The 24,189-nt window shown below is 60.5% G+C and carries 20 protein-coding genes; 14 read left to right on the top strand and 6 right to left on the bottom strand.

The features are described from left to right. Positions 1–193 precede the first annotated feature (193 nt). The 4 genes from A5750_RS25185 (at position 194) to A5750_RS04970 (ending at position 4,608) form a co-directional block, all read left to right on the top strand. Positions 194–1,924 carry a glycosyltransferase family 2 protein gene (locus tag A5750_RS25185; RefSeq protein ID WP_082959046.1) on the top strand — a complete coding sequence of 577 codons (1,731 nt, stop codon included), beginning with the start codon at positions 194–196 and terminating at the stop codon, positions 1,922–1,924. Positions 1,925–2,131: 207 nt separating this feature from the next. Beyond that, the gene (locus tag A5750_RS04980; protein WP_067261421.1) at positions 2,132–3,079 is read left to right on the top strand and encodes a daunorubicin/doxorubicin resistance ABC transporter ATP-binding protein DrrA; all 948 of its coding nucleotides are present in this window, start codon (positions 2,132–2,134) and stop codon (positions 3,077–3,079) included. Further along, positions 3,076–3,816: an ABC transporter permease gene (locus A5750_RS04975; protein ID WP_067261418.1), complete on the top strand. Its 741-nt coding sequence runs from the start codon at positions 3,076–3,078 to the stop codon at positions 3,814–3,816. The genes A5750_RS04980 and A5750_RS04975 overlap by 4 nt, the downstream gene beginning before the upstream one ends. Before the next feature lie 3 nt (positions 3,817–3,819). Then, positions 3,820–4,608: an ABC transporter permease gene (locus A5750_RS04970; protein ID WP_082959045.1), complete on the top strand. Its 789-nt coding sequence runs from the start codon at positions 3,820–3,822 to the stop codon at positions 4,606–4,608. Positions 4,609–4,704: 96 nt separating this feature from the next. Here the strand turns inward: A5750_RS04970 and A5750_RS04965 are convergent, their stop codons facing one another. Next, positions 4,705–5,460: a class I SAM-dependent methyltransferase gene (locus A5750_RS04965; protein WP_231989137.1), complete on the bottom strand. Its 756-nt coding sequence runs from the start codon at positions 5,458–5,460 to the stop codon at positions 4,705–4,707. Between the two features lie 397 nt (positions 5,461–5,857). On the opposite strand from A5750_RS04965, the gene A5750_RS04960 reads away from it, so the two are divergent. From A5750_RS04960 to A5750_RS04940, 5 genes are all read left to right on the top strand, one after another. Further along, positions 5,858–7,060 (top strand): class I SAM-dependent methyltransferase, encoded by a 1,203-nt coding sequence (locus A5750_RS04960; RefSeq protein WP_197505358.1) that lies wholly within the window; start codon positions 5,858–5,860, stop codon positions 7,058–7,060. 16 nt (positions 7,061–7,076) lie between these two features. Next, positions 7,077–8,156 (top strand): NAD-dependent epimerase/dehydratase family protein, encoded by a 1,080-nt coding sequence (locus A5750_RS04955; RefSeq protein WP_067261411.1) that lies wholly within the window; start codon positions 7,077–7,079, stop codon positions 8,154–8,156. Between the two features lie 47 nt (positions 8,157–8,203). Continuing rightward, positions 8,204–9,013, top strand: coding sequence for a Gfo/Idh/MocA family protein (locus tag A5750_RS25180; RefSeq protein WP_197505357.1), 810 nt, complete (start codon positions 8,204–8,206; stop codon positions 9,011–9,013). Between the two features lie 191 nt (positions 9,014–9,204). Next, positions 9,205–10,551, top strand: a complete 1,347-nt coding sequence (locus A5750_RS04945; protein ID WP_067261405.1) for a UDP-glucose/GDP-mannose dehydrogenase family protein — start codon at positions 9,205–9,207, stop codon at positions 10,549–10,551. Positions 10,552–10,607: 56 nt separating this feature from the next. After that, on the top strand, positions 10,608–11,555 hold the full coding sequence (locus tag A5750_RS04940) for a methyltransferase type 11 (protein WP_197505356.1): 948 nt from the start codon (positions 10,608–10,610) through the stop codon (positions 11,553–11,555). An 87-nt stretch (positions 11,556–11,642) separates the two neighbouring features. Here A5750_RS04940 and A5750_RS04935 read toward each other — a convergent pair whose 3' ends face one another. After that, a complete protein-coding gene (locus A5750_RS04935; RefSeq protein WP_231989138.1) occupies positions 11,643–12,320 on the bottom strand; it encodes a bifunctional 2-polyprenyl-6-hydroxyphenol methylase/3-demethylubiquinol 3-O-methyltransferase UbiG in 678 nt (225 codons plus the stop codon). 342 nt (positions 12,321–12,662) lie between these two features. Between A5750_RS04935 and A5750_RS04930 the strand changes: the two genes are divergently transcribed. Together A5750_RS04930 and A5750_RS04925 are read left to right on the top strand one after the other, a co-directional pair. Continuing rightward, positions 12,663–13,424 carry a hypothetical protein gene (locus A5750_RS04930; protein WP_067261402.1) on the top strand — a complete coding sequence of 254 codons (762 nt, stop codon included), beginning with the start codon at positions 12,663–12,665 and terminating at the stop codon, positions 13,422–13,424. Between the two features lie 532 nt (positions 13,425–13,956). Then, positions 13,957–14,991 carry a sulfotransferase family protein gene (locus A5750_RS04925; RefSeq protein WP_082959042.1) on the top strand — a complete coding sequence of 345 codons (1,035 nt, stop codon included), beginning with the start codon at positions 13,957–13,959 and terminating at the stop codon, positions 14,989–14,991. Positions 14,992–15,105: 114 nt separating this feature from the next. Here A5750_RS04925 and A5750_RS04920 read toward each other — a convergent pair whose 3' ends face one another. Next, entirely contained in the window at positions 15,106–16,389 is a 1,284-nt protein-coding gene (locus A5750_RS04920) for a glycosyltransferase (RefSeq protein WP_067261400.1), read from the bottom strand. 388 nt (positions 16,390–16,777) lie between these two features. Between A5750_RS04920 and A5750_RS04915 the strand changes: the two genes are divergently transcribed. Further along, positions 16,778–17,485 carry a class I SAM-dependent methyltransferase gene (locus A5750_RS04915; RefSeq protein WP_082959041.1) on the top strand — a complete coding sequence of 236 codons (708 nt, stop codon included), beginning with the start codon at positions 16,778–16,780 and terminating at the stop codon, positions 17,483–17,485. Between the two features lie 60 nt (positions 17,486–17,545). Continuing rightward, a complete protein-coding gene (locus tag A5750_RS04910) occupies positions 17,546–18,556 on the top strand; it encodes a Gfo/Idh/MocA family protein (RefSeq protein ID WP_369829478.1) in 1,011 nt (336 codons plus the stop codon). Positions 18,557–18,594: 38 nt separating this feature from the next. Here the strand turns inward: A5750_RS04910 and A5750_RS04905 are convergent, their stop codons facing one another. Next, positions 18,595–20,235, bottom strand: a complete 1,641-nt coding sequence (locus A5750_RS04905) for a GMC oxidoreductase (RefSeq protein WP_082959040.1) — start codon at positions 20,233–20,235, stop codon at positions 18,595–18,597. 236 nt (positions 20,236–20,471) lie between these two features. Here A5750_RS04905 and A5750_RS04900 point away from each other — a divergent pair, with 236 nt between their 5' ends. Beyond that, positions 20,472–21,554: an acyltransferase gene (locus A5750_RS04900; protein WP_067261398.1), complete on the top strand. Its 1,083-nt coding sequence runs from the start codon at positions 20,472–20,474 to the stop codon at positions 21,552–21,554. Between the two features lie 175 nt (positions 21,555–21,729). On the opposite strand, the gene A5750_RS04895 is transcribed toward A5750_RS04900, so the two are convergent. Both A5750_RS04895 and A5750_RS04890 read right to left on the bottom strand, forming a co-directional pair. Then, positions 21,730–22,632 (bottom strand): class I SAM-dependent methyltransferase, encoded by a 903-nt coding sequence (locus A5750_RS04895; RefSeq protein WP_082959039.1) that lies wholly within the window; start codon positions 22,630–22,632, stop codon positions 21,730–21,732. Positions 22,633–22,791: 159 nt separating this feature from the next. After that, positions 22,792–24,060 carry a glycosyltransferase gene (locus A5750_RS04890; protein ID WP_067261395.1) on the bottom strand — a complete coding sequence of 423 codons (1,269 nt, stop codon included), beginning with the start codon at positions 24,058–24,060 and terminating at the stop codon, positions 22,792–22,794. Positions 24,061–24,189: the final 129 nt, after the last annotated feature.

Below are 24,189 nucleotides of genomic sequence, written 5' to 3'. Positions count from 1 at the left end.
CGCGATGGTCGCCGACGCCTCCGGAGTCAAGGCCATCGGCGCCAGACCGCCCCCTCAGGCCCAAGAGAGCGAGGCAGCCGTTATATTGCTCTTCGAGCATGAAAGTGGCCGCCACGATTCGGCCTGCTCGCCAGTGAAACATCCAATTCTCTGCTTTGTCTTGACGGAATGTGAACGTGAGTAGGCCACACGCATGATTGAAGCGCTGGGCATAGCGATGGTGAAAAACGAAGCCGACGTCATCGAAGCATTTGTTCGGCACAATCTGAGCTTGATGGATGCGTTGGTGATCATCGACAATGATTCGGTCGATGACACTCGTGGAATTCTCGTGCAGTTGCAACGAGAAGGACTTCCAATCCTCGTATTCGACGATCCAGTGGTAGGCCACTTTCAAGCGGAAATTGTAACCGCGGTGTACCGAAAGGTAGTGCCGATATTTGGGCCGCGCTTCGTGTTCCTGCTAGATGCTGACGAGTTTATTGTGGCGCCGTCACGAGAAACGTTATACACCCAATTGCGTGCCCTGCGTCCGGGTACTCAGGCGCAGTACTCTTGGCGCACCTATATACCTGCGCCAACTGGGCCCGAAGATGGCATATCGGATCCGTTGCGGAGTATTACTCATCGGAGGGTTGACGAGAAACCTTGGTATAAGCCAATAATCGTCACGAAGCCCAAACTCGATATGAAACTCAGCATCAAGCAGGGCAACCACGGGGCTAGCTACGCAGGCTTGCCGTTGCGCAAAGTGAAGCTGCACGATGTGACTATCGCTCACTTTCCTGTGCGAAGCGTCGAGCAGTTCACCAGCAAGATATTGGTCGGGTGGATCGCCAATTTAGAGCGGAATCGGTATCGGCTTGACGTCGCACATGGTATCCATTGGAAAGTGGTCTATGACCGCATCATTCGTGGCCCCGCCTTTACCGCCCAAGACTTGACGCTGGAAGCGCTCAAATATGCGCAGCTATCGAAGTCCGACTTCGAGTGGCCGCGCGACGTCGTCCACGACCCTGTTGCGCCGGCTTATGCAAGTTTGACTGCACAACCGGCGACCACCACCACATCACTACAAAAAGTTGTTAGGTCGATCGACAGAATCTTCAACCCGGAGGCCCATCTTTCTGGTCTCGCAGCGGACGTTCAATTCTTGCATGATTCGGATCGCAAAAAGCGGCCACAGCGGCATCGAAGATGGTTATTTACAAATAATAGTAGCCACCGGAGTGCCGAACTGTACATTGACCTGCCCCCATTCCGCTATCTCGCAGACCGCCATTGTCCCAGATCAGTACTGCAAATCGGTCCTACGTCCGGCGCCTACCTTAAGTACTTCGCTTTTCATGGAACCAGTCAGATAAAAGGAGTCGATTGTGTCGAAACACGGCCGACGTACCTCGAAGTTGACGAATACGTGGAGGCCGATCTCGGAAAACCCCTGGACCTAGGGCAAACCTTCGATCTTGTGATTTATGCGGGGCTAAACTATAAAGCTGCGAAGTTCGATAGCACGGTGGTCGAAAACATAACGCGGCATGCGCAGGACCGGATAGCTCTTTTACGTTCGCCGGACACACAGTCCGAGTCCGCCGAAACGCTTCCACACATGCTCGACTTGTTTGCCTCAGCTGGCTGGTACCCATGCTATTTCGAGTCTTTGGTGCTGCGGTCTCTTTCGACTTTGCCGTGGCTTCGCGGAGGTCTCGTGGTGCTCACGCGAGACAGCGCAGACGCCACGGCCGCGCGTAATCGCCTCATGGAGCTTGAGCCACGATCGATCAATCGGAAGAAGCATTGGCCGGCCGTGATCGCTCACCCACTCACGGAGACCGAAGCCAGGCTGTCGGCTCACCGAGATTCCCGCGCCGTGGCGATGGCGAACAAATTGCTGCGAGCAATCATTGCCCGGGCTTTTCATTGATTTGACACCCGCAGTCGACGATCGGCTGGTCACTGTGACCCGAAATACGTTGAGGCGCAGCGATTCTTGTAGGCTTGTGGGAATGCAGCGCATATTGGGACGCTCGGCCCCCGGCGGGGCGACGCCGACGAAGGCTTCCCCATCCGCGAAACGTCGGCAACTGGCCATACGGCAACATCGAGACATGCACCATGAAATACTCGGACGGTGAGCCCACTGGCGATCGAGGTTGTCGGCCTCACGAAGACATTTGGGGGGAAAACATCTGCGCTCAAGGGCGTGAACTTCTCGGTTCCGGCTGGGACGGTGTGCGGCCTGCTCGGCCACAATGGCGCCGGTAAGACCACCACCATAAATATCCTGTCCACTCTGATCCGCCCCACTTCGGGCCGTGCCTTCGTCAGTGGATACGACGTCGTCCGTCAGGCCGGCCAGGTGCGCGCCAGCATTGGGATGGCCGGACAGTTCACCGGGATGGACCCACTCCTTACTGGGCGAGAAAATCTGGTGCTGTTCGGCAGGCTGCGCGGCCTGCGTCGCCAGCAGGCCAAGACTCGCGCCGACGAGCTTCTCGAGCAGTTCGACCTCGTCGAGGCAGCCGATCGGCGGGTATCCACCTACTCCGGCGGGATGTGGCGGCGCGTCGATCTCGCCAGCGCCCTGGTGGTGCTGCCCAAAGTCCTTTTCCTCGACGAGCCAACCACCGGGCTTGACCCACGCAGCCGCCGAGCCATGTGGTCATTCGTCAGTTCGTTGGCTCTGCAGGGCGTCACCGTGCTGCTGACCACACAGTATTTGGAAGAGGCCGACGTGCTGAGCGACTCCATCGTGGTCATCGACCACGGACAGGTGATCGCCAGCGGCACCGCCGAGGATCTGAAGCGGAGGGTGGGCAGCAGCTACTGCCAGGTGACCCCGGCCAATCCCGCCGACCTGCCAAAGGTTGCGGCGGCGCTGAACGGGCTCGAAGGGATCGATATCGACACCGACATGAATTTCGTCTCCGTGCCGGCCCCCGACGGGGTAGCCACTCTGGGTGAGGTGCTTAGACGGGTCGACGCAATCGGCGTCGAACTCATCGACATCTCGCTGCGCAAACCTTCGCTCGACGAGGCGTTCCTGCACCTCACCGAGCGGCCCGTTGCCCAACCATGACCGCCCTGGGCGCCCTTACCGAACGCGCGCTACTCGCCGCGGCGCGAGACGGCGGCCTGATGTTCGAAATATTCTCGCCCGTCGGATATCTGGCCGGCTTCTCCCTGGCGCTGCACGGCCTGGTCGACACCGGACACGTCAGCTATTCGCAGTACCTGGTCCCGGCGGTCGCCATCCAGGCAGTGGTTCTGGTCGCGATGCTCACCGCGGATCGCGCAGCACGTGATCACCTGCATGGGATGGGGGAGCGGTTGCGGACGCTGCCGATCGCCGCGGCAGTTCCGGTGAGTGCCCGAATAATGGCGACCTTAGTCCGGGCCGCGCTCGCCCTGGCGGTGGCGATCGCCGCCGGCTACGCCTTCGGATTCCGGATCACCGGCGGACTGGTGTACGCGCTGGCCTTTATCGCCATCGCGTTGCTCCTGGGCTTAGCCGTTGCACTGGCCGCCGACGCACTCGGCTCCAGCACCAGTAGCCCCCAAGGCACCAGCCACGTACTGTTTGTCCCCCAACTGTTGCTGTTCATGCTGTCCACAGGGATCGCGCCCGAAAGCACCTTCCCCGCGTGGTTGCGCCCGTATGTACGCAACCAGCCGCTGTCAGTGGTCGCCGAAACTCTGCGCGGGTTGGGCTCGGGCCATGTGGCGCTCGACAATCTGGCGGCCAGCCTGGCTTGGTGTGGGGGAATGGTGCTGGTCTTCGGCGCGATCACGCTACGTCTGCAAAGGCGGAAATAGTAGATGCCGCGGCACCGAATACAGGGCTCGCTGCTGGCCGAAAGCTGGGTGCAGGCCGGTCGACTCCTCACCGAGTGGCGGCGTGAGCGAGCGGTGCTGGTGGGGTCCCTGATCGTCCCTGTCTGCCTCTTATTCGTCTACGTCGTTGTGCTGGACGAGCGCGTGCACAAGCTCACCGGTGTTGAGAGTGTCTACAGCCTGGTTCCGGTGTGTGCGATGCTGTCCGGGGTGTTCGGCGCCCTCAGTACTTCGCTCGGCATTGCGATGGAGCGCGATTCCGGACTGCTGACACGGATGTGGGTGCTGCCGGTGCACCGCGCAAGCGCGCTCGCCGGACGACTGACCGCCGAGGCCGTGCGCGCGCTGCTGGGAACCGTCTTGATCACCGCCCTCGGGGTCGCGATGGGACTGCGTTTCACGCACGGCTGGGCCACCGTACTGGTGTACGTCCTGATCCCCCCGATCATGGTGGTGGGGTTCACGGTGCTGGTCATGGCGTTCGCCATCCGCACCAATGGCGTCGCCCTCATGACCTGGCTGGCGGCCGGGACCGTTGCGCTGGCGTTCCTCAACCCCGGTACGACGCCGATCATGCTCTACCCCGACTGGCTGCGGCCTTTCGTTCGCATGCAACCGATGTCGACACCCATTGAGGCAATGTGGGGACTCGCCCACGGTGGTCCGCTGTTGTGGCCCCTTGGGCTAACGCTTGTCTGGGCCCTGGTGCTGTTCGCGGTGTTCATCCCGATCGCGGTCCGCGGCTACCGCAGCGCCGCGGAGTCCAGCGCCTAAGACTGCCGTAGGTTGCGGTGTGTTGCGCGTGTGTTCGGCCTCGTAGGTGAGGCGGCTGTCGCGCGTCGGATTTCTTGGACGAGAAAGCTTTGAACCTCAACTGACAACTGGGGCAACATGATCGTCGAACCCAGCAGTTTTTTGCAGAATTATCTGGTAGTAAGCACCCAAAATCCTGTATTCCCTGCTGTGATAGTGCAGGAAGCTGACGATTGCGTGCCTTGGGTTCGCCCGAGCACGCGGGTATGCCTCCCATAGGAAGTCATCGAAGATCACCACCCCGCCCGGTTTCAAGAGCCGCCACGTCAAAACTGCGTCTACGAGAACGTCATCTGCGAGATGTGAACCGTCCACATAGATGAGGTCGTACAGCTGCCCCTCCTCCACCAGTCTTGGTAGCACGTCAAGGGACATGCCCTTTCGTTTGGTCAACCGCCCGGTACACGCCGACAGGTTGTGGTCGAAACGGGCCTCCAAATCACTCAAATTTGCGGTCGCGGTATACGCATATTCTTCGCTCGCGGCCCAGGTATCGACTGCGGTCAATGTGGCATTTCGGAAGTAGGTCAGCAGGAACAAGGCGGAGCGGCCCTCCCACGACCCGATCTCCAGGATGGAGATGTCATCTGAGCGGTCGAATACCCGCCCTAACGCGGCACACCAAGGGACGATGTTGACGTCGAACCAGTGCTCTTTGAACTGTCCTTCGGCGGCGTACTTTTCATAGTCGGCCCGGACATCGGCTGTGCGTCTGTATGTGCGTAGATGTCGTAGGTAGGTCGCGGGATAGTGCCAGAGCAAGGAGGGGTGCTGTGTCCAAATGCGGGATCGCAACATGGGGAAGCGGTTCACGCCCGCCACTGTAGCGTCCTGGCCCTTGCGTCACGCCGGGATTTCTCCATCAACGTCAGGTCGCAACGAGCTTGACAGGGACGGTGGGAGAGCGGCGCCGTCCCAATGAATGGTCGGGCCGGCTGCTGGGCTGAAGCATGCGCCATCCAAAGGGGCTAGCACCCAGGGCGACAGACGCGATGAATCTCCGGGGTATGCGGTCGTGAGGGATCAGAGCTTGCGGCGCAGCGGCCAAAATTCGTGTCAAGTTTTCGGCGTGCGATCCCGAAAGTGACTGCGAAGTCTGCAAGTAACGTACTATCGCCCTACTACCTCGTCGTGGAGATGATCGTGATTCCGAGGACGAACACCACGTAATGGGTAGTGATCTGCACACGAGGCAAAGGGGAGCCTGTCTATGCCCGCACCGCCAACTGCGACGATGGAATGTCGATTGTGCGGCGAGCCCGCCGCGATCGAGTTCCTCAACCTGGGACAGCAACCGCTCGCGAACAAATACCCTACCGAGGCTGAATTTGCCGCAGAGGATTTCTTTCCGCTGCAGGTCTTCTTCTGTCCCACCTGCAAGAACGTCCAGCTGGGCACAATTGTCTCCCGCGAAAGGATGTTCGAAGATTACTACTATCTTTCCTCTGTAAACCAGGGACTGGTAGAGCATTTCGAGGATCTCGCCCAACAACTGGCGTCGGCCCGTTTTGTTGTCGATGTCGGCTCGAATGATGGGATCCTTCTTAGGCCCCTTCAGAAGCTGGGTGTCAAAGCGCTCGGCGTCGAGCCTTCAATCAATGTATCGAAAATCGCCAACGATCAAGGCCTCGAAACGCTGACGTCCTTCTTCGATCTGTCGGCCGCCGAGAGAATCGAGGAGTCGCATGGCAGGGCGGATGTTATCGTCGCGAGCAGCGTCTTCACCCATCTCGAGAACCCGAGCGGGTTCATCGACACCGTGAAGCGACTGCTGACGGACGACGGCACCTTCATCGTCGAGGTTGAATATATCGGCGCGATTTTAGCGTCTACACAATTCGAGCGTTTCTATCTGGATCGCATTTTCTACTACTCGCTCACCTCGCTCGCGAAGTTGTTCGACGCGCACGGCATGTCGATCACCCACGTGCGCGAGATTGCGCCGCATGGCGGCTCATTGCAGGTGTTCGTGCAGCGAGCGGGCCGGCAACCCGCCTCCGACGCCACGCGTCAGCTCATCGCGCGCGAGGAGAAGGGTTTGACGGAGGAGACCTTGCGCGAATTTCGACGTAATGTCGACCTTCAAGTATCCGCTTTCAAAGACCAGCTGGCCGAGTACCACCACGCCGGATTGCGAGTTGCTGGATACGGTTCGCCGGCGCGGGTGGCGACGATTTGTAATTACGGTGGAATCGGGCCCAGTGAAATTCCGTTTACCGTCGATGACAGCCCCTTGAAGCAGAATAAATTCACCCCGGGAACGCACATCCCGATAGTGCCCAAAAGCTACTTGGACGAACACAAGCCGGACGTACTCGTCGTCTTTGCATACGAGTACTTCGACGATATCAAGAAGAAGACCGACGGAGCGTACCGCTATCTGAAGCCCATTCCGCCCGCCGAGCTGACGTAACAGAAGGGTCATTTGCATGGCTGAACACTTCATTCTTCGCCGCGATACCGAGGCAATCGTCCAGGGGCTCGGGGACGACGCGCACTTGCTTTCAGGGAAAACCGTACTGTTGAGTGGTGGTGCGGGTTTTCTAGGCAAGCACTTTCTGCGAGTATTCAAGCGGCTCAACGATACGATCCTCGAGCGGCCCGTCCGCGTGCTCTCTGTCGATAATTTCATTACCGGCGATCCGAGCACCGCCGAGCGGGACGAGAATATTGCCGAGGTGTGGGCGGACGTGACCTATCCGCTGCCCGTACGGGAAGACATTCACTACATCATGCATGCGGCTGGCCTGGCTTCGCCCGTGTACTACATGAAGTATCCGCTCGAAACCATCGAAAGCGCAGTATCGGGCATCAAGAATCTGCTCGAGTTGGGACGCCGGAACCCGTCGCTGGAAGGTTTTTTGTTCTTCAGTTCGAGCGAGATCTACGGCGACCCCGATCCGCGATTTGTGCCTACTCCCGAGACCTACCACGGTCACGTCTCGAGCGTCGGCCCCCGGGCTTGCTACGACGAGTCGAAACGGCTGGCAGAGACGATAGCGACGGTCTATCACCAGAAGTACGGCTTGCCGGTAACGATCGTCAGGCCGTTCAACGTGTTCGGGCCCGGGATGAAGCACAACGATCGGCGCGTCGTTCCCATGTTCACCTATCAGGCGCTCACCGGCGAGCCCATCCCGGTCCATGGCGACGGACTGCAGACGCGAACGTTCTGCTATACGACGGACGCGATTACCGGATTCTTGAAAGTACTTCTCAAGGGTCGCGCCGGCGAGCCCTATAACATCGGCAATGCCGCCAACGAAATCTCGATGCTTGAGCTGGCCGAGTTGTACGCAAAGCTCGTGCCGGGAGCGACATTTCAGCAAATCGACTACCCGGACACCTACCCGGCGGGCGAGCCTCAGCGACGCTGTCCGGATCTCTCCAAAGCCTCTGAAGAGCTGAATTATCAACCGAAGGTCGATGTTAAAGATGGCCTCGCACGATTCATCGATTGGGCCAAAGACCAGGATTCTTACCGGAAGGGTGTATGCGACTCGCTGTAATCGGGCGGGGAAAGTGGGGCGCGAACATCGCCCGCACGCTCGCGGCGATGCACGACGTAGAGCTGATCGAGGAGTCGAAGAATTTCGCTGTCGTTGCTCGCCAACGACCCGATGGTGTTCTGATTGCAACGCCCTCCGTGACGCATGCCAGAATCGCGATCCCATTTATCGAAGCGGGCGTACCTACATTCATCGAAAAGCCAATGGCGACAACGGTGGACGATGCGATCCGCATCCACGAAGCGGTAGTAGCTTCTGGGGCGCCCGTTGTCGTGGGGCACGTGCATCTGTATAACCCCGCGTTTCAGGCTGCGGAGAATCTTCTAGCTGACGTTGCACCCATGCGGGCGGTGTTCTGGGAGGGAATGAATCACCATCCGCGTGCCGATTCGTCGGTGCTATGGGATTGGCTCCCTCACGGTCTCTCGATGGCCCGGGCGCTCTTCGGCGCTAATCCGATTTCGGTCCAGGCCCGCGGCGTCGGCGGAGCGTCGGGATTCCAGGCGGCAATCGCGAGATTTGTGATCGCCGGCGTCCCGTTCATCGGCAGCGTCAGCTGGATGTCGCCGCGGAAGCGTCATCGCATGACGATTCTGGGCGAAGAGAACTCGCTCACCTTCGACGACACCGCAGAGAGGAAGCTTTCGGTGAGCGTTTCCGGGCGTACGTCGTTCCCGACCTATGGCAAAGAACCTCCGCTGACGCGCGAGCTTCGGACGTTCATCGACGTGGTGCGCACTGGGAAGCCGGATACGACTGGGCTAGAAGACGAAGTTGCGATCGTGCGGGCGATCGCCGCAGCGGAAGAATCTGCTCAGAATACTGGTCGGTTGGTCGCGATCAAACTGTCGACATGACTGCTGATGTGATGTGCTCGGGGATAGTGTGCGCTTCGATCGATCTGGACGACTTGTGGCCTTCCGTGAGGCAACTGCCAGCAAGAGTGCTTGCGATCATCTAGGAATTCGAACATGCGAATCGCGCATGGACTTCGCGCGCATCCGGCAATATGGGCGTCGACCGTCCAGGACATGAAGGGGGGGCGATCGTGAAGATTTCGGTAATCGGGTCGGGTTACGTCGGCCTCGTTACGGGCGCCTGCCTCGCCGACAGCGGCAACGACGTCGTCTGCGTCGATATCGACAAGGCGAAGATCGACCTACTTCTTGCAGGAGGAACCCCGATCTTTGAGCCCGGCTTGGAGGAACTGATCGCCAGGAATCGGGAGAACGGCCTGATCGACTTCACCACCGACAAGCAACGCGGAATCGAGCACGGAGACGTGATCTTCATCGCGGTCCCAACTCCGATGTCCGAAAGCGGTGCTGCCGACCTCAGCCACGTTTACTCCGCAGCCGCCGACATCGGGTCTCACATGGATCGCTACAAGGTCGTCGTCGACAAGTCGACGGTCCCCGTCGGCACCGCCGACGAGGTTCGAGCGATCATCGGCAGCACGACCAAGCATGATTTCGACGTCGTCTCTAACCCGGAATTCTTGAAGCAAGGCAAGGCGATTGCTGACTTCATGCACCCCGACCGCATCGTGGTAGGAAGCGACTCGCAGCGTGCGCTCACCATCATGCGCGAGCTCTATGAACCCTTCCTACGCACCTTCCATCCGCTGATTGCCATCGACATCAGAAGCGCCGAGATGGCGAAATACGCGGCTAACTGCTTTCTCGCGACAAAAATTTCCTTTATCAATGAGATCTCGAATCTCTGCGAGAAGGCCGGCGCGGATATCTCGGCGGTGCGGGAAGCCATCGGAGCCGACAACCGCATTGGCTATGAGTTCCTGTTCCCCGGGATAGGTTACGGCGGGTCCTGCTTGCCGAAAGACGTTCAGGCCCTGCTACATACCGCCGACAGCTTGGGCTCAGATATGCACCTGCTGAATGCCGTCGAACATGTTAACGGCGAGCAGAAGTCTGTCCTCGTCTCCAAGATCGTTACCCGTTTCGCCGCAGGGGCGCCCGCGAAGAATCTTGAAGGCCGGCGAATCGGACTCTGGGGTCTTAGCTTCAAGCCACAGACCGACGACGTGCGTGCCGCGCCGTCTCTCGTCGTGGCGCGTAGGCTCGTCGAATTGGGAGCTACCGTGCGTGCCTTCGATCCCGAAGCGACCAAGCAGGCGAAAATGATGCTCGGTAGTTCGATCGAGTATGCCGGCAATATGTACGACGCTGTCGAGGACGCCGACGCGCTCTTGCTCCTCACGGAGTGGAAACAGTTTCAACGGCCGTCTTGGAAGCGCGTCAAAGCGGCCATGCGACAACATGTCGTGTTCGATGGGCGAAACATCTACGACCCTGAGCGTTTGCGAGGCGAGGGCTTTGAGTACTACGGCATGGGCAGGACGTATGGAGTAATGAATACAAAGGAGAACGAATAAGTGAGGGCCACCCGCATTACGCTGACTCCTCTTAGTGCGCTCGCAAAGGTAAGACGTTGACCTCGACGCCCCCGATTATCTTCGTCATCTTCAACCGGCCGGACTGCACGAGGCAGGTCTTCGAGACGATCAGGGCCGCTAGACCGAGCAAGCTCCTGGTAATCGCGGACGGTCCCCGTGTGAACAGGCCTGGAGAGCCCGAGAAGTGCGAAGCGGCGCGCGCGGTCATCGAGGAGGTTGACTGGGAATGTGAAGTGCAGAGGAATTACTCCGAGACTAATTTGGGGTGCCGGCTCCGGGTCTCATCAGGCCTAACCTGGGCCTTCGGACTCGTGGAGAAGGCGATAATCATCGAGGACGACTGTATACCCTCCGCCTCGTTCTTCCCCTATTGCACCGAGCTCCTCGATCGATATGAGAGCGACGAGCGCATCATGATGATTACTGGAGATAATCATCTTTTCGGGCGTGCCGAGACGGCGGATAGTTACTACTTCTCGAGATATCCGCACCTGTGGGGTTGGGCGACTTGGCGACGCGCCTGGGCGAAATACGATATCAACATGACGTACTGGCCGGAGATTAAAGAGAGGAAACTTTTCGATCAGTACTCGGCGAAGAGGAGCGAGCGCTTCTTCTGGGAATCCGTGATCCAGTGCGCTTATGATGGCAACGTCGACACCTGGGACTTCCAATGGGTCTACAGCATATGGGTGAATTCGGGCCTTTGCATCACTCCCGCTCGAAACTTGGTCCGGAACATCGGGTATCACTCGGAGGCGACACACACGGTGAAAGACGCTGTCTACTCTTCCCTGCGCGCGGAAGAGATCGAACTGCCCTTAACCCACCCGGCGACGGTCCTGGCGAGTTCAGATAAGGATGAACTAGAGGCGAGGCTCCGATTTGCTCATGACCAGGTCTTGCCGTACCCCTTGAATCGGTACGCGGCATCCGCGTTCGGCAGACTTGCGCGACTGCAGAAAGCTTTGATCGAGCGGTAATACACTCGGATCAGCCGGCCCGTCCGTAAAACCTGTCATGGGCAGAAAGCACACCTCAGGGCCTAATGCCCGGATAAAAAGGCGACTTTACGTTGACGGCGACGCCACGCACGCGTATTGAAGGTAGATGCTATCGCGGAAATATCCGAGGGTTATGAGAGTCAGCAAGAGTCCGAGGGGTCCATAATAAGCGTTGATCCCCTTCATGCGCTGCATGCCGAAGCCCGCCGATTCGAACAGTCGCACGATGCTTTTGCGTGTGAAAAAGCGTAGGTGGGTGCGGTCGAAAATGCCTTGGTCGTCTTGCGGGAAATCCTTCCGAAAAACGATCTTGCTCAGAGCAGGCGCATAGCGGATGTTAGGGATCGAGGCAACGACCACACCCCCGGGCCTAAGTTTCGCTCGAAGCTGTTTAAGGGTAGCGGTCGGATCGACGAGATGTTCGAGTACGTCGTTGCAGACGACCGCATCGAAGTAGCTATCGGGTAGCTCGGCAATCTGAGCATTTGCATCTCCAACGAGGACACGGTCGATGCGTTTCCTCGCGTGTTCGGCTGCCTGAGCGCTGAACTCGATGCCCCATACTTCCGCGCCAGTGCGCTCTTTGACTGCAGCTGCGAAAACCCCCTCCGCGCAGCCCAGTTCTAGTACACGTTGTGCATCTGTCGGCATGAAAGGCAGCATCTCCTGCCGCGTATAGCGGTAGTACATGCTGGCACTTGTTGGGTCTGTCGCATTTTGCATGGGTTTCCCATCCTGTGTCACCAACCGCCTCAGGATAGCCCCCCCCGCAACGGATCTGATCACATTGCACAGGAACAGGCAAACGGAATCGGGCAACAGGTGATGCTGCATGGGTGGACGACCCGGCCAGGCTGTACGCGGCGACGATGGCCACTGGCTGCATACGAACGTCATAGCGCGCGACACGCGGCTGGCGGCGTGTGTTCGGCATGGGCGCAAACTTCGTGGACCAAACGATCGACTCTAGCCCCGGTCATGAGCGATCCCTGTGCCCTGGACTAAGTGGGAGAATTGCGAACGCGCCCCGGCATCGCGCATCTCGGAGGCGGCTCACGGAAACTACTGCCGGTGTACGGTTAGCTCGTGTCTCTGCTGATTACGGTTCCGGTGTTCGGAGGACATGAGTACACCCACGCGCTTGTAGGGGACTTAGTGCGCGAGGGCGCCGAGTATCTGATTGTGGACAATAAGGGCGACTATCCCAAAATCGGAAACGAACGGGTCACGACGCCCGGCGAAAACCTCGGATGGGCTGGCGGCAGTCAGCTTGGATTCCAAATTGCGTTCTCCGAGGGCTACTCCCACGCAATGACACTCAACAACGACACCCGCATTTCGAAGGGATTCGTGGCTGCCCTTCTCGACACGCGCTTGCCCAGCGACGCAGGAATCGTTGGGCCGATGACCGACCTGGGGTTGCCATGGGCAGTAGCCGATCAACAGCCAGACGCTGCGGACTACATTCCTCGGCCTCGGTACCGGGTAGTGCCTGCTGTCGAGGGAACGGCGCTCATGCTGTCCCGCGAATGCTGGCGGGCTACGGGTGGAATGAACCTAGAATATTTTAAACGTTATGGGTGGGGAATCGACCTTGATCTCGCGTTACGTGCGCGTAAGGCTGGATATGGCGTGTACGTAACCGAAATGGCCTATATCAACCACTTCGGACGCAAGACCGCCAACATGCACTTCGGCCGTTGGCGGTATGACCTGGGCGGACGCCTGGCAATGGTGCAGGGATTGCGGCGAATCCACGGCTGGGGCCCGACTATGGGAATATTGGGCAGGATGTCGATAGTCCTTCATCGGGAGTGGCCCCAGCAATTCCCGCTGGACTCCGCCTAGAGTCGCCCGTTTACGAGGGTTCTTGTTTCTCGGAACGATGCGCTGCAGATTACTCTGCTTGGTAGGCTCCTCGCGAGGCGTGAGCGCCGATCGAGTGGGGCTGGATTCAGCAAAGTTATTGCTGCCCGGGGTGTTTGGTGCCGCCCCTGCCTGTGCTCGCTCCGTAGCGAAAGTAGCTGGGGTTCAGTTGACACCACGAATTGATGGTCGATTGCAAGTTTGAGCAACGCCCATCGAGCGAATGGTCCACAAGCCGGCCCAAGGGGCACCGCTGGCCGCCATGGGCATATCCATCCTGAGTCATCCCGGGGGCGGCGGTTGAACGGGAACTCACCAGTTGACGAATGTCCATGTCGATCATGTGGCCGTGCCGGTGGCTCTGCGCCAGCGATCCGGGGGAGCGAAGGGGAGGCCAGCGGGGGTTGCCATCGGGCTCGGGCTGCAGGAATCCCCGCAAAGCCCGCGAAATCACGACGATCCTGGGATACCATCGCGGCCTACGCAGAGGAGAACTGGAAGGCTTCGATTCGTTATGAGATCCAACCGGCGGGCCAGGCCCATCGAAAGCGTTGTCGATACCTACCACGAAGGCCTCAGCAATGCCGATGCCCCTGGGGCTGGTACCCGCCCGGTAGTTCTGTTTGTGCTGGGGACACAACGCTCGGGAACCTCAGCCATCACACGCGTCCTCTCGCTGTGCGGTGGAACGCTGCCGGCCGGAATGTTGGGCGCCGATTCCGGCAATCCACGGGGCAACTGGGAGCCGCGCAAAGTCATCGCCATCAACGAAGCAATCCTGCACCGCCACGGCAGCGCCTGGTTCGACCCGTCACTGCGATTACTTGAAGACGGCGCCTTGACCACCGAAGAGAAGGGCGCCTGCGTCGCCGAGATTGCGGCTTATCTCAACACGCTGCCGGCAGCACCGCTCGTAGTGATCAAGGACCCCAGGATCACGACGCTCTCGGACTTGTGGTTTGAGGCCTCGCGTCTGGCCGGCTTTGACGCAGCAGCCGTAATTGCCGTCCGCCACCCGGAAGAGGTGATCTCATCGGTCGCCGCTTCGTGGGGCATCGCGCCGGAGCTCTCAAGTGCCTTGTGGCTGAAATACAATCTGCTGGCCGAGCGGCACACGCGTGGCATCCCACGAGTCTTCGTCGAGTACCCCAACCTCCTCGACGATTGGCGCCGGGAGATTAAGCGGATTTCCATGGCGCTGCCAATCGATCTCGCTACCCAAGATGCCAGCGCGATCGAAGAGTTTCTCACACCGGATCTTCGTCGACAGAAAATCCGCGGGCCGGTGACAAACCGTTTTGGTACAGACTGGATTTCTGCGGTCTACGATGCGCAGTGCATGGCCGCGCGAGACGAGTGTCCCGACGAGGGAATGCTCAATCGCGTTTTCGAGTCCTATCGGGCGAGCGAGCACGACTTTCGTTCTGCCTTCGAGGGTTATCGCAAACTTTCCGGTGGTGTGCGTACCCGGATCTTCCGGCCGGCCGTCGTGAAACCGATGATCGAGATCGTGGCGATGGCTCACCGGCGAAAAGGCACCTGGGCTTAGCGATTTGTCTTTGGCGTTGTCCCGCAGCGGGTTTAGTTGCGCTTCAGCCTCGGGCTCATGCGGACCGCACTCGTGCAGGAGGCCGGTTCTCGTCCGACGGTTGGGTGTACGCGATCAGTCGACACGCCTGGAGCGGGCGAACTTCTCGACGAGATCAGCAGTGATGGAAACGCTTTCGGCCGGTTTGGTCACCCGGGCTGCGAGCTCGCGTGCGCGGACGGCATAATCAGGCGCGAGAATTTCGCGCAGATCCTTGACCAACGTTTCGCGGGTAGTGGTCGAAAACCGCCGAGACGCCCCGACCTTCAAGCGTTTGAACTGGGCCCCCCAGATCGGCTGATCGGGCATCGTCCAGAGAATCAGTGTGGGCACTCCGGCGCGAAGACTTGCGGCCGTGGTGCCGGCACCCCCGTGATGAACCACCGCGCGGCAAGCGGGAAAAGTCGCCGCGTAGTTGACTGCGCCCACCACCTTGACGTGGTCGAAGTGGGGGACATCGCTGAAGTCGGTCCAGCCCGAGCAAATCAACGCCCGTTCGCCCAACTCCGCGCAGGCACCGCTTATCATTTCGACAGTGGCGGCGGGGGATTCGACTGCGAAGCTGCCAAAGCCGAAGCAAATCGGCGGCGTTCCCGCGGCGATCCAAGACGCGACCTCGTCATCGGCGTCCGTGGTGAGCTCCATCGTGAGTGGGCCCACGAACGGCCGGCGGCCATTCCATTTCGCCCACTCGGCCGCCAACCCCGGGAAACAGACCTCGTCATAAGCCTGGATTTCCAGCGAGCCGCGGCTGGCAATCTGTCGCCACGAGGTGCCTTTTGCCTTCGGCAGGCCCAACTGGCGACGCTGCAGATCGTCGAGTTTCTTCGTCAGGAGGTGCCAAGACAACAAGCCCATCGCGGTCATGCCGAGCTTGACCAACGGCGCCGGCAGGGGCCCAACCAGTTGCCCGTTCGGCCGAATCGGGAAGAAGTGCAGCGTGGCGAACGGAATGTCGTAATACTCCGCGACGTTGAAAGCGGCCTGCTCGAAATTGAGGCCGGTCAGCAACAGGTCGGCGCCATCCGCCAACGACACCAACGTCGTGTTCATGTGCGCCCACATGTCGGCGACCGGATCCCAAAGTCCGTGCCATGCATCCCGCAGCTCGTTGACCTTCCAAAAATTATGGAACAGCAACGTCCAAAATTCGCGGTTGGCGTCGAGCCCCTCCTGGAGCCCGTCCACCGTGTCAATACCGTAGGCGACGGCCGTGAGGCCAGTCGTCTCGACGAAGTCAACCAGGTTGGCCGGGACGGCAATGCATACTTCGTGCCCCCTGCGCAGAAGCTCGCGACCGACAGCGACCGAGGGCTCGATGTCGCCGCGAGTTCCAAAGCTCGCCAAGGCAAACTTCATTGGTCCCCGCCTTTTCACTTCCGTGTGCTCGAAGTCTGCGCCATCATGACATCCAGGGCGTCTTGGGCGCAGCTTATTGACCAGTGTGGGTCGCTCTTTTCGCGGCGGGTCCCGGAAGCGGCCCGGTCAAGCTAGAGCGGGTCGCGAGACGATGTTCAGAACCCTCGAGCCGATTGGATCTTGTAGCTGTCCTGATTGAGATACGTTACTGATATGAATCCGCCCGATGGGGAGAAGGTTACCCGCGGTGGCACGCCCGGGGTCAAGGGTGGACCTCGCAGACGTCGACACGCCGTGTCCACGCTCCTGACGGGACGCAGATGACACGGTGCTTCTGCGCCCAGGCGTGTTCTATGTTGGGTGCACGCGTTTAGGGGAGGGTTGTCTTATGAACCGGATCAAGGCTGTGCAGCGGGCGCTCGACGGACGCTCAACCCCCGTCTACCTCGAGGTTGGCGTCTCACGTGGGTCGGCGTTTCGTCGCATCACCGCTCAGGAGAAAATCGCTGTCGACCCCGCGTTCAAACTGTCGGCACGTACCCGGCGGCGAGCCGACGCGAAGGCGAACGCCACCCACTACTTCGAGACCACCAGCGACGCCTTCTTCGCGGACGAGGCGGCGTTCCTCAAGCAACGTCGCATCGACGTCGCCCTGATCGACGGCCTGCACACCTATGGGCAGGTGGTGCAGGACGTCGAAAACACCCTGCGCTATCTGCGCGACGATGGCGTCATCTTCCTACATGACTGCAACCCCACGCGGGAATCTGTCGCCTGCCCGGCGGACTCGTACGCCGATTTTCGCAGGCAAAACCGCTGGTGGGAGATCGACTGGAGTGGCGACGTCTGGAAGGCGATCGTCTACCTGCGCAGCACCCGGCAGGATCTGCGCATTGCGGTGTTGAACTGTGACTGGGGTGTGGGGATCCTGCGGAAGGGAGTTCCCGAGTCACGGTTGTCGTACTCGCCGGCGCAGATTGAGGCACTTGGGTACGCGGACCTCGTCGCCGACCGTGAACGGTTGCTCAATCTGAAGCCACCGGCGTATCTCGACGAATTTCTTTCCTCGGAGCGCCGGATCTCATCAAATTCCTGAACAGATCTCGCGATCCCTCTCTGCGGTGCGTCTCCCCGGCTGGCCTGAGCCAGTGCTAGCATCCGGTCCGTGTCTGAACGTGGGGCCACCGTGAGGGTCGGCATCCTGGGTGCAGCCCGCATCGCGCCGTTGGCGCTCATCAACCCGGCCCGGGAGAACGCCGAAGTCGAAGTTTTCGCGGTCGCGGCCCGGGACGCGTCGCGCGCGCAGGCGTTTGCTGACAAACACGGCATCGCTCGAGTGCACAGCAGCTACCAGGCGCTCGTCGACGATCCAGAAGTGGATGCCATCTACAACCCGCTGCCAAACGGGTTGCACGGCAAGTGGACCCGAGCTGCGCTCGCGGCAGGGAAACATGTGCTGTGCGAAAAGCCGTTCACGGCCAATGCCGCCGAGGCCCGTGAAATCGCCGGACTAGCGGTGAAGTCCGATCGGGTTGTGATGGAGGCATTTCATTACCGCTACCACCCGTTGTGTCTGCGCGTCGAGGAGATCATTGCCTCGGGGGAGTTGGGCAAGCTGCAGCGGGTGGAAGCGGCCCTCTGCTTTCCCCTCCCGAAGTTCTCCGACATCCGCTACAACTACTCCCTTGCCGGTGGCGCGGCGATGGATGCCGGATGCTACGCCGTCGACATGGTTCGAACCTTTGGCGGCTCCACGCCGGAAGTCGTTTCGGCACAGGCCAAATTGCGTGACCCTCAAGTGGACAGGGCTATGACGGCCGAATTGCGGTTCGAAGGCGGCCATGCGGGACGGGTTCGGTGCTCGATGTGGTCGTCCAACCTGCTGCAGTTGAGCGCCAAGGTGATTGGCGACCGTGGAGAGCTGCGCGTGCTCAACCCGGTGATGCCGCAGTCTTTCCACCGGCTGGCGGTCCGATCAGCCGACGGCAAACGAGCCGAGCGCTTCCCGCACCGCCCGTCATACGCGTATCAACTCGATGCGTTCGCCGCGGCGGTGCTACGGGGCCAGCCGGTGAAGACGACGCCGGAATCCGCTGTCGAGAACATGACCGTCATCGACGCGATCTATCGCGCCGCGGGCCTTCCGCTTCGGCAGCCGGCCGAGTAATCCAAGGGGATTGGGGCTCGGGGGTGGTTCCACGGTGATCAGGTTGCGAAGTGTGCCTGGTTGACGTGGGCTGCCACCCGTAAGGCATTGGCCGCGATCGTCAGACTCGGATTCAACCCGGCGCTGGAAGGGAAGAACGAGCTGTCCACCACGTAGAGGTTTTCGACTTCATGTGCCCTGTTGTGCGGGTCCAGCACGCTGGATGCGGGATCGGTACCAAAGCGGCATGTGCCGCAGACGTGGGCCACGGCTTTGTTGTCCTCGGCGCCACGCAGGGTGATTTTGCGAAACGGCTCCATTACATCTTTCAACTGCTTCAAAAACACTGCACGGCGCTGGATCTCGTTGGGGTGAAGACTATACTGAATTCGCATGCGCTGGCGACCATCCGCATTCGGCCGGTCGGGTTGCAAGACGCGGTTGTCCAGATAGGGCAGGTCTTCCATGATCGCCGCAAGCACCAGTCCACCGTTGAAGAACCGCTCATAACCCCGACGCACCGCCGGGTTCATCAGGCGCAATGCCCTCGCCCGCCACCCGGGAGCGCTGGTCATGATTTCCAGGGGCGGCATCGAGCCGAATGACTGTACGGTGCCGTACTTTTGGCCCTCCCAGAAATAGAAATCGTTCAGCCCGATCTCTTTGTTCGCACCCGTCATCCTGACGCCGGGCTGCGGCCAGATTTCGACCATGTCGACAAGATGACGCATCAAGTTGCGGCCCACCCAATCTGAGCCGTTGGCCAAGCCGCGCGGCCAATCGGCCGAACGGGAATTGAGCAACAGCACGGGCGTCACCAGCGCACCGGCGGCCAGCACCACCACGTTGGCCTTCAATGCCACTGTCCCGGAAGGGCTCTCGCAAATCACTTGATTGACCTTGGTTCGGTCCGCTTCGAGGCGCACGACCCGACATTCGGGTAACAGGTGGGCCCCGTGATCGGCGACGGCGGGCAGCACGCAATTACGCGCAGCGTCATTCTTGCACGACTTGCTGCAGAGATAGCTTTGGCAGGTAGAGCATTCTTCGGTGTAATCACAGGCCATCGGCAGGTGGTAGGGATGCAGGCCGCGACCTGCCAGGTAGTCAACCAACGGCTGATTTTCTGCCGAAAATGGCGGTGCGGCAGGCAGACCCGCCTCGGCCGCCTCGGGGCGCAGTGGGTCGGGCTGGCCCCGCACTCCCAGCAGCTTCTCGGCCGCCGCATACCAGGGCCGCATCTCGTCGTAGGTGACCGGCCAGGCCTCCGGCACGGTGGAATCGCCCGGGTCGTGGAAGTGCTGGCGGGGGGTGAAATCCTGAGCGAAGAACCGCTCGCAGACCATGCCATAGAGGGATGACGACCCGCCCGTCCCGCTGCCCAAAAAGGGCACAAATCGCTGTGCGGAGCGGCCGCTGATGTCTTCAACCTCGTCGGTTGAGCGGCCCGACCGGGCCAACGCGTCATAGAAGGTCTCGGCGGAGCGGCAGGCCAGCGGGTCGGCGACTTCGGGCATCGAAGCGCGGATCGTCCCCGGTGCCCCCGGCAGGGTCGAACGCCCCTTCTCGACGAACAACACCCGTCGCCCCGAACGGGCGAGCGAGTAGCCGAGTGTCCCGCCGCCCATGCCGGTGCCGATGACGATGACGTCCCAGACGCCGCCTTCCGCCTCGTCTGCGGTCAGCTCCCCGTCGGCCAAATCGACTTCCTCAGCGGATGATTGCTTGATATTTGCCCCGTTTGGGCGACAGTATCATCTGCCAGGACGGACAGGCTGGCGTTTCCCGGCCCGCAGGGGTCGTGACCACCGGGACGGGGGGCCGACGGAGTGTTACCGTGATGGCCGACCGCCACTCGCGAATCTTTGGCAAACCTCCATGCGACGCCCGAGTAACTGCGGAACACTGGACGGGCAAACGGGATAGGTGGAGACGCATGAAACTGAGCCAGGTATTCGATCCGCGCATGAACGCCCTGAATGTGTGGCGACTGATAATGGCCAGTGCCGTCGTACTGCAACACTGCTGGCCGCTGACCGGCCACACGGCTCCTGGATTACACGGCCTCTATGACGTAGCGGTCGACGGCTTCTTCGTCCTCTCCGGGTTCCTCATCACCGCGAGTTGGCACCGCAATCCGCGCCCTCGCGAATACTTCGTGGCGCGCGCTCTTCGCATCTTTCCGGGGTTGTGGGTGTGCCTGATTGTGATCGCGTTCGTCATCGCCCCGATCGGAGTGGCCGTTCAGGGTGGGTCGCCGAAGAAACTGCTGATGTCCGCCGCGCCAATCGAATACGTCCTGAACAATGCCGTACTGAACGTGTACCACGGCAGTATCGCGGGGACACCGAACGGAGTTCCTTGGCCCCATGTGTGGGACGGCACCCTCTGGACTCTCATTTTCGAGCTGTTCTGCTACATCGGAGTCGCGACCGCCGGCGTCATCGGGTTGCTGGGCCGCCGTTGGGCCGTTCCTCTTGCGTTCGTGCTGGCGGTGTCCTTGGCCGCGGTGGTGTCCTACCCGGGCTTCGCAGTGCAAACCATTCCGCAGATGATCGGACGGTTCGCTGTTGTGTTCTTGGCCGGCATGCTGATCCACCAGTTCCGCGAGGTGTTGCCCGCTCGGTGGTCGCTCGTAGTAGTCTGCCTGGTTATCGCCATTGGTTCCGCCTTACTCGTAACCAACTATCGGGTGGTCGGCGCCATTCCACTTGCTTACGGGGTCATCGTTTCGGGCGCGCTGATTCATCACCCGCGCCTCAGGCTGCGGACGGATCTTTCGTATGGCATCTACATCTACGGATGGCCGGTGCAGCAGTTCCTCGTCATGTGCGGGCTTAGCTTTTTGAATCCGTTTGCTTTCGCAGCTGTCGCCGGCGCCGCGACCGTGCCCCTGGCCGCTCTGAGCTGGTTCGGGGTCGAGAAGCGGGCGATGGCGCTGAAGTCTCGTTTTGCGCAAAAGAGACTAGGTCGGCCGGCGCCGGCCGTCACCGTCCAGCAGGAGGCGACGTCAGGGTAGTGGAATGTGGCGTGCAACCCCATGCGCGCCGCCGTTGCCTGGGCATCAGCCACCAAAACGCCAATGACCCAGGAGGTCATTGAGGGCGTCGTGCCGACGACAGCAACCGGGGTGCGACCCGGACCGGTTACCGCGCGCTCAGCCTGCGCTCGACACGGTATAAATCATCCCGCGTCTAACCCAGCACCTGCTGATGGCTTTGTTCCGGCTGACGACCGTTACCCGACGGATCTGAAACCGCAGCGGGGGCAGGTGGCTTGCTGACCCAATCGGCAGTCTCATCAACAAATGCGTTCTTCTTCTGCAAGATAATTTGGTACTGGGCGTGCAGTACTTTGTATTCGCCTGCATGGTATTTCAGGAACTGGTGGATCGCCCACGCGGTGTTAGCCCGCGCTCGCGGGTAAGCCGGCCACATAACGTCGTCGAAAATTATTACGCCGTCCTGCTTGAGCAAACGCCATGCATTGAGCCCATCGACGATTGCGTCGTCGGAGAAGTGAGATCCATCTACATAGATCAAGTCGAACTCTTGTCGTTCGGCGATCAATTGTGGCAAAACAGTCAGCGACGATCCTTTGCGCTTCGTTACCCGCCCCGCACCAGACGAAACGTTGCTGTCAAACCTGGCTTCCAGGTCCCGCAGGTCTGGGGTCGCGTTGTAGTGCCATTCGTCACTACCAGCCCAGGTATCAACGGCGGTCAGCTCGCCGTGCGCAAAGTAGGTCAGGAAGAACAGGCTCGAGCGCCCTTCCCACGACCCGATTTCGAGAATGCGCACCGCATCGGTACGACCGAAGACTTTCGGAAAGGTGACACACCAGGGCACGATGTTCATGTCGAACCAGCGCTCTTGGAATTGTCCCTGGGCTGCTCTTGCTTCGAACTCCGCGCTCACCTCAGCGACGTGCTTTGCCGTGCGCGATGGCACCCCCGACTTCACCAGCCGACAACGCAAGGCGTCGGTAAGGTAATGCCTCACCAGAGCGGGGCGCATTCCTCCGAGCCACCAAAAAAATAGGATGGTAAGGGTTCGAGGCGTCCACCGAACTTTCGGTTTGGTCGTCAGGCTGGTCATGTTTTCCTTGGTCTTGTCTGAAAAGGTCGGTGCAGTAAAGTCTCGCAGCTCGAATCGTCGATTCAATCGTACCGTTTCGGCGAGATCGTTGATCGGCGTCGATGGATCCTAACAGGCAGCCACGCGGCAGCGCGGCGCTTTGGGGCCCCACCGCACCACTCAGGCACGATGCCTCGAACGGGCATAAGCCTCGACGACGTCGGCGGCGGTTGCGACGCTTTCGGCGGGTGTGGTCATCCGGGTGGCGAGATCGCGGGCCCGGGTCGCGTATTCCGGGGCGAGGATCCGGCGCAGGTCGGCAACCAACGATTTGCGCGTAGTACTCGAGAAACGCCGGGAGCTGCCCACTTTCAACCTTTTGACACAAGCACCCCACAACATCTGATTGACATCCATTGACAGGATCAGGGTGGGGACTCCGGCGCGCAGGCTTGCGGCCGTGGTACCCGAGCCACCGTGATGGACGACCGCCCGACAGGCCGGGAAGATCGCGGCGTAGTTCACGCCGCCGACCACCTTGACGTGGTCGCCGTGCGGGACGTCGCTGAAGTCACTCCAACCGGCACAGATCAACGCACGCTCGCCCAACTGCGCGCAGGCGGAGCCGATCATGTCAATAGCGGCGGCCGGCGATTCCACCGGCATGCTGCCGAATCCAAAGCAGATGGGAGGGGTGCCCTCGGCAATCCACGACACGACTTCGGCGTCGGCGCCGGTGGTCAACTCCATCGTCAGCGAACCGACGAACGGACGCTGGCCGTCCCAGTTGGCCCATTCCGCGGCCAGCCCGGGAAAGCACGCCTCGTCGTAGGCCTGAATTTCCAGTGCGCCGCTTTCGGCGATCCGTCGTGCCGCGGGGGCTTTCGCCTTCGGCAGTCCCAGGTCCCGACGCTGTGCTTGCTCGACTTTCCTATTCAGAAGCCAGCCCAACCAGTCAAATGCCGTCATCGCGAAACGAGCGAGCGGTGGCGGCAGAATCGGCAACAGCTCGCCGTTGGCCCGGACCGGAACGTGATGCAGCGTGGCCAATGGAATGTTCAGGTACTCCGCGACGCTGACTGCGGCCTCCTGATAGCTGAGGCCGACGAACAGCACGTCAGCTCCGTCGGCAACCGATGTCAAGGTTTTGCTCATCTGGGTCCAGGACTCGTCGCTGAGCTGCCACATCTCGCGCCAGAGTTTTCGAAGGTGCCCGATTTTCCAGAAGGCTCCGAAGAAAGATGTCCAGAAGTTGCGGTACACGTCCAACCAGGTCCGCGTGTCCAGCCCGTAGGCGACCGCCGGAACTCCCGCCTCCTCAACAAAAGCGACCGAGTCGGGCGGCACAGCCATGCGGACATCGTGCCCTCTGCGTACCAATTCACGACCGACGACCAGGGACGGCTCGATATCGCCGCGAGTTCCGTAACTCGCCAGCACAAACCTCATCGTCTAGTCCCCAAGTCTCAAAGTTCTGCCGAGGTTGGCGTTGCGCGCGCGTCCAGAAGAAACCTGTACTCCGATAGCGGCTTCAGCGTGGGCATAGTTCGGCGCCCGAGACGGCGAGCGCGGCGACTG

Origin of the sequence: Mycobacterium sp. 852002-51613_SCH5001154 (genome assembly GCF_001667425.1) — a bacterium.
In the GTDB taxonomy this organism is placed as follows: domain Bacteria; phylum Actinomycetota; class Actinomycetes; order Mycobacteriales; family Mycobacteriaceae; genus Mycobacterium.
Note: the sequence above shows the minus strand (reverse complement) of the source record. Positions and strands in the feature narration are given on the sequence as shown.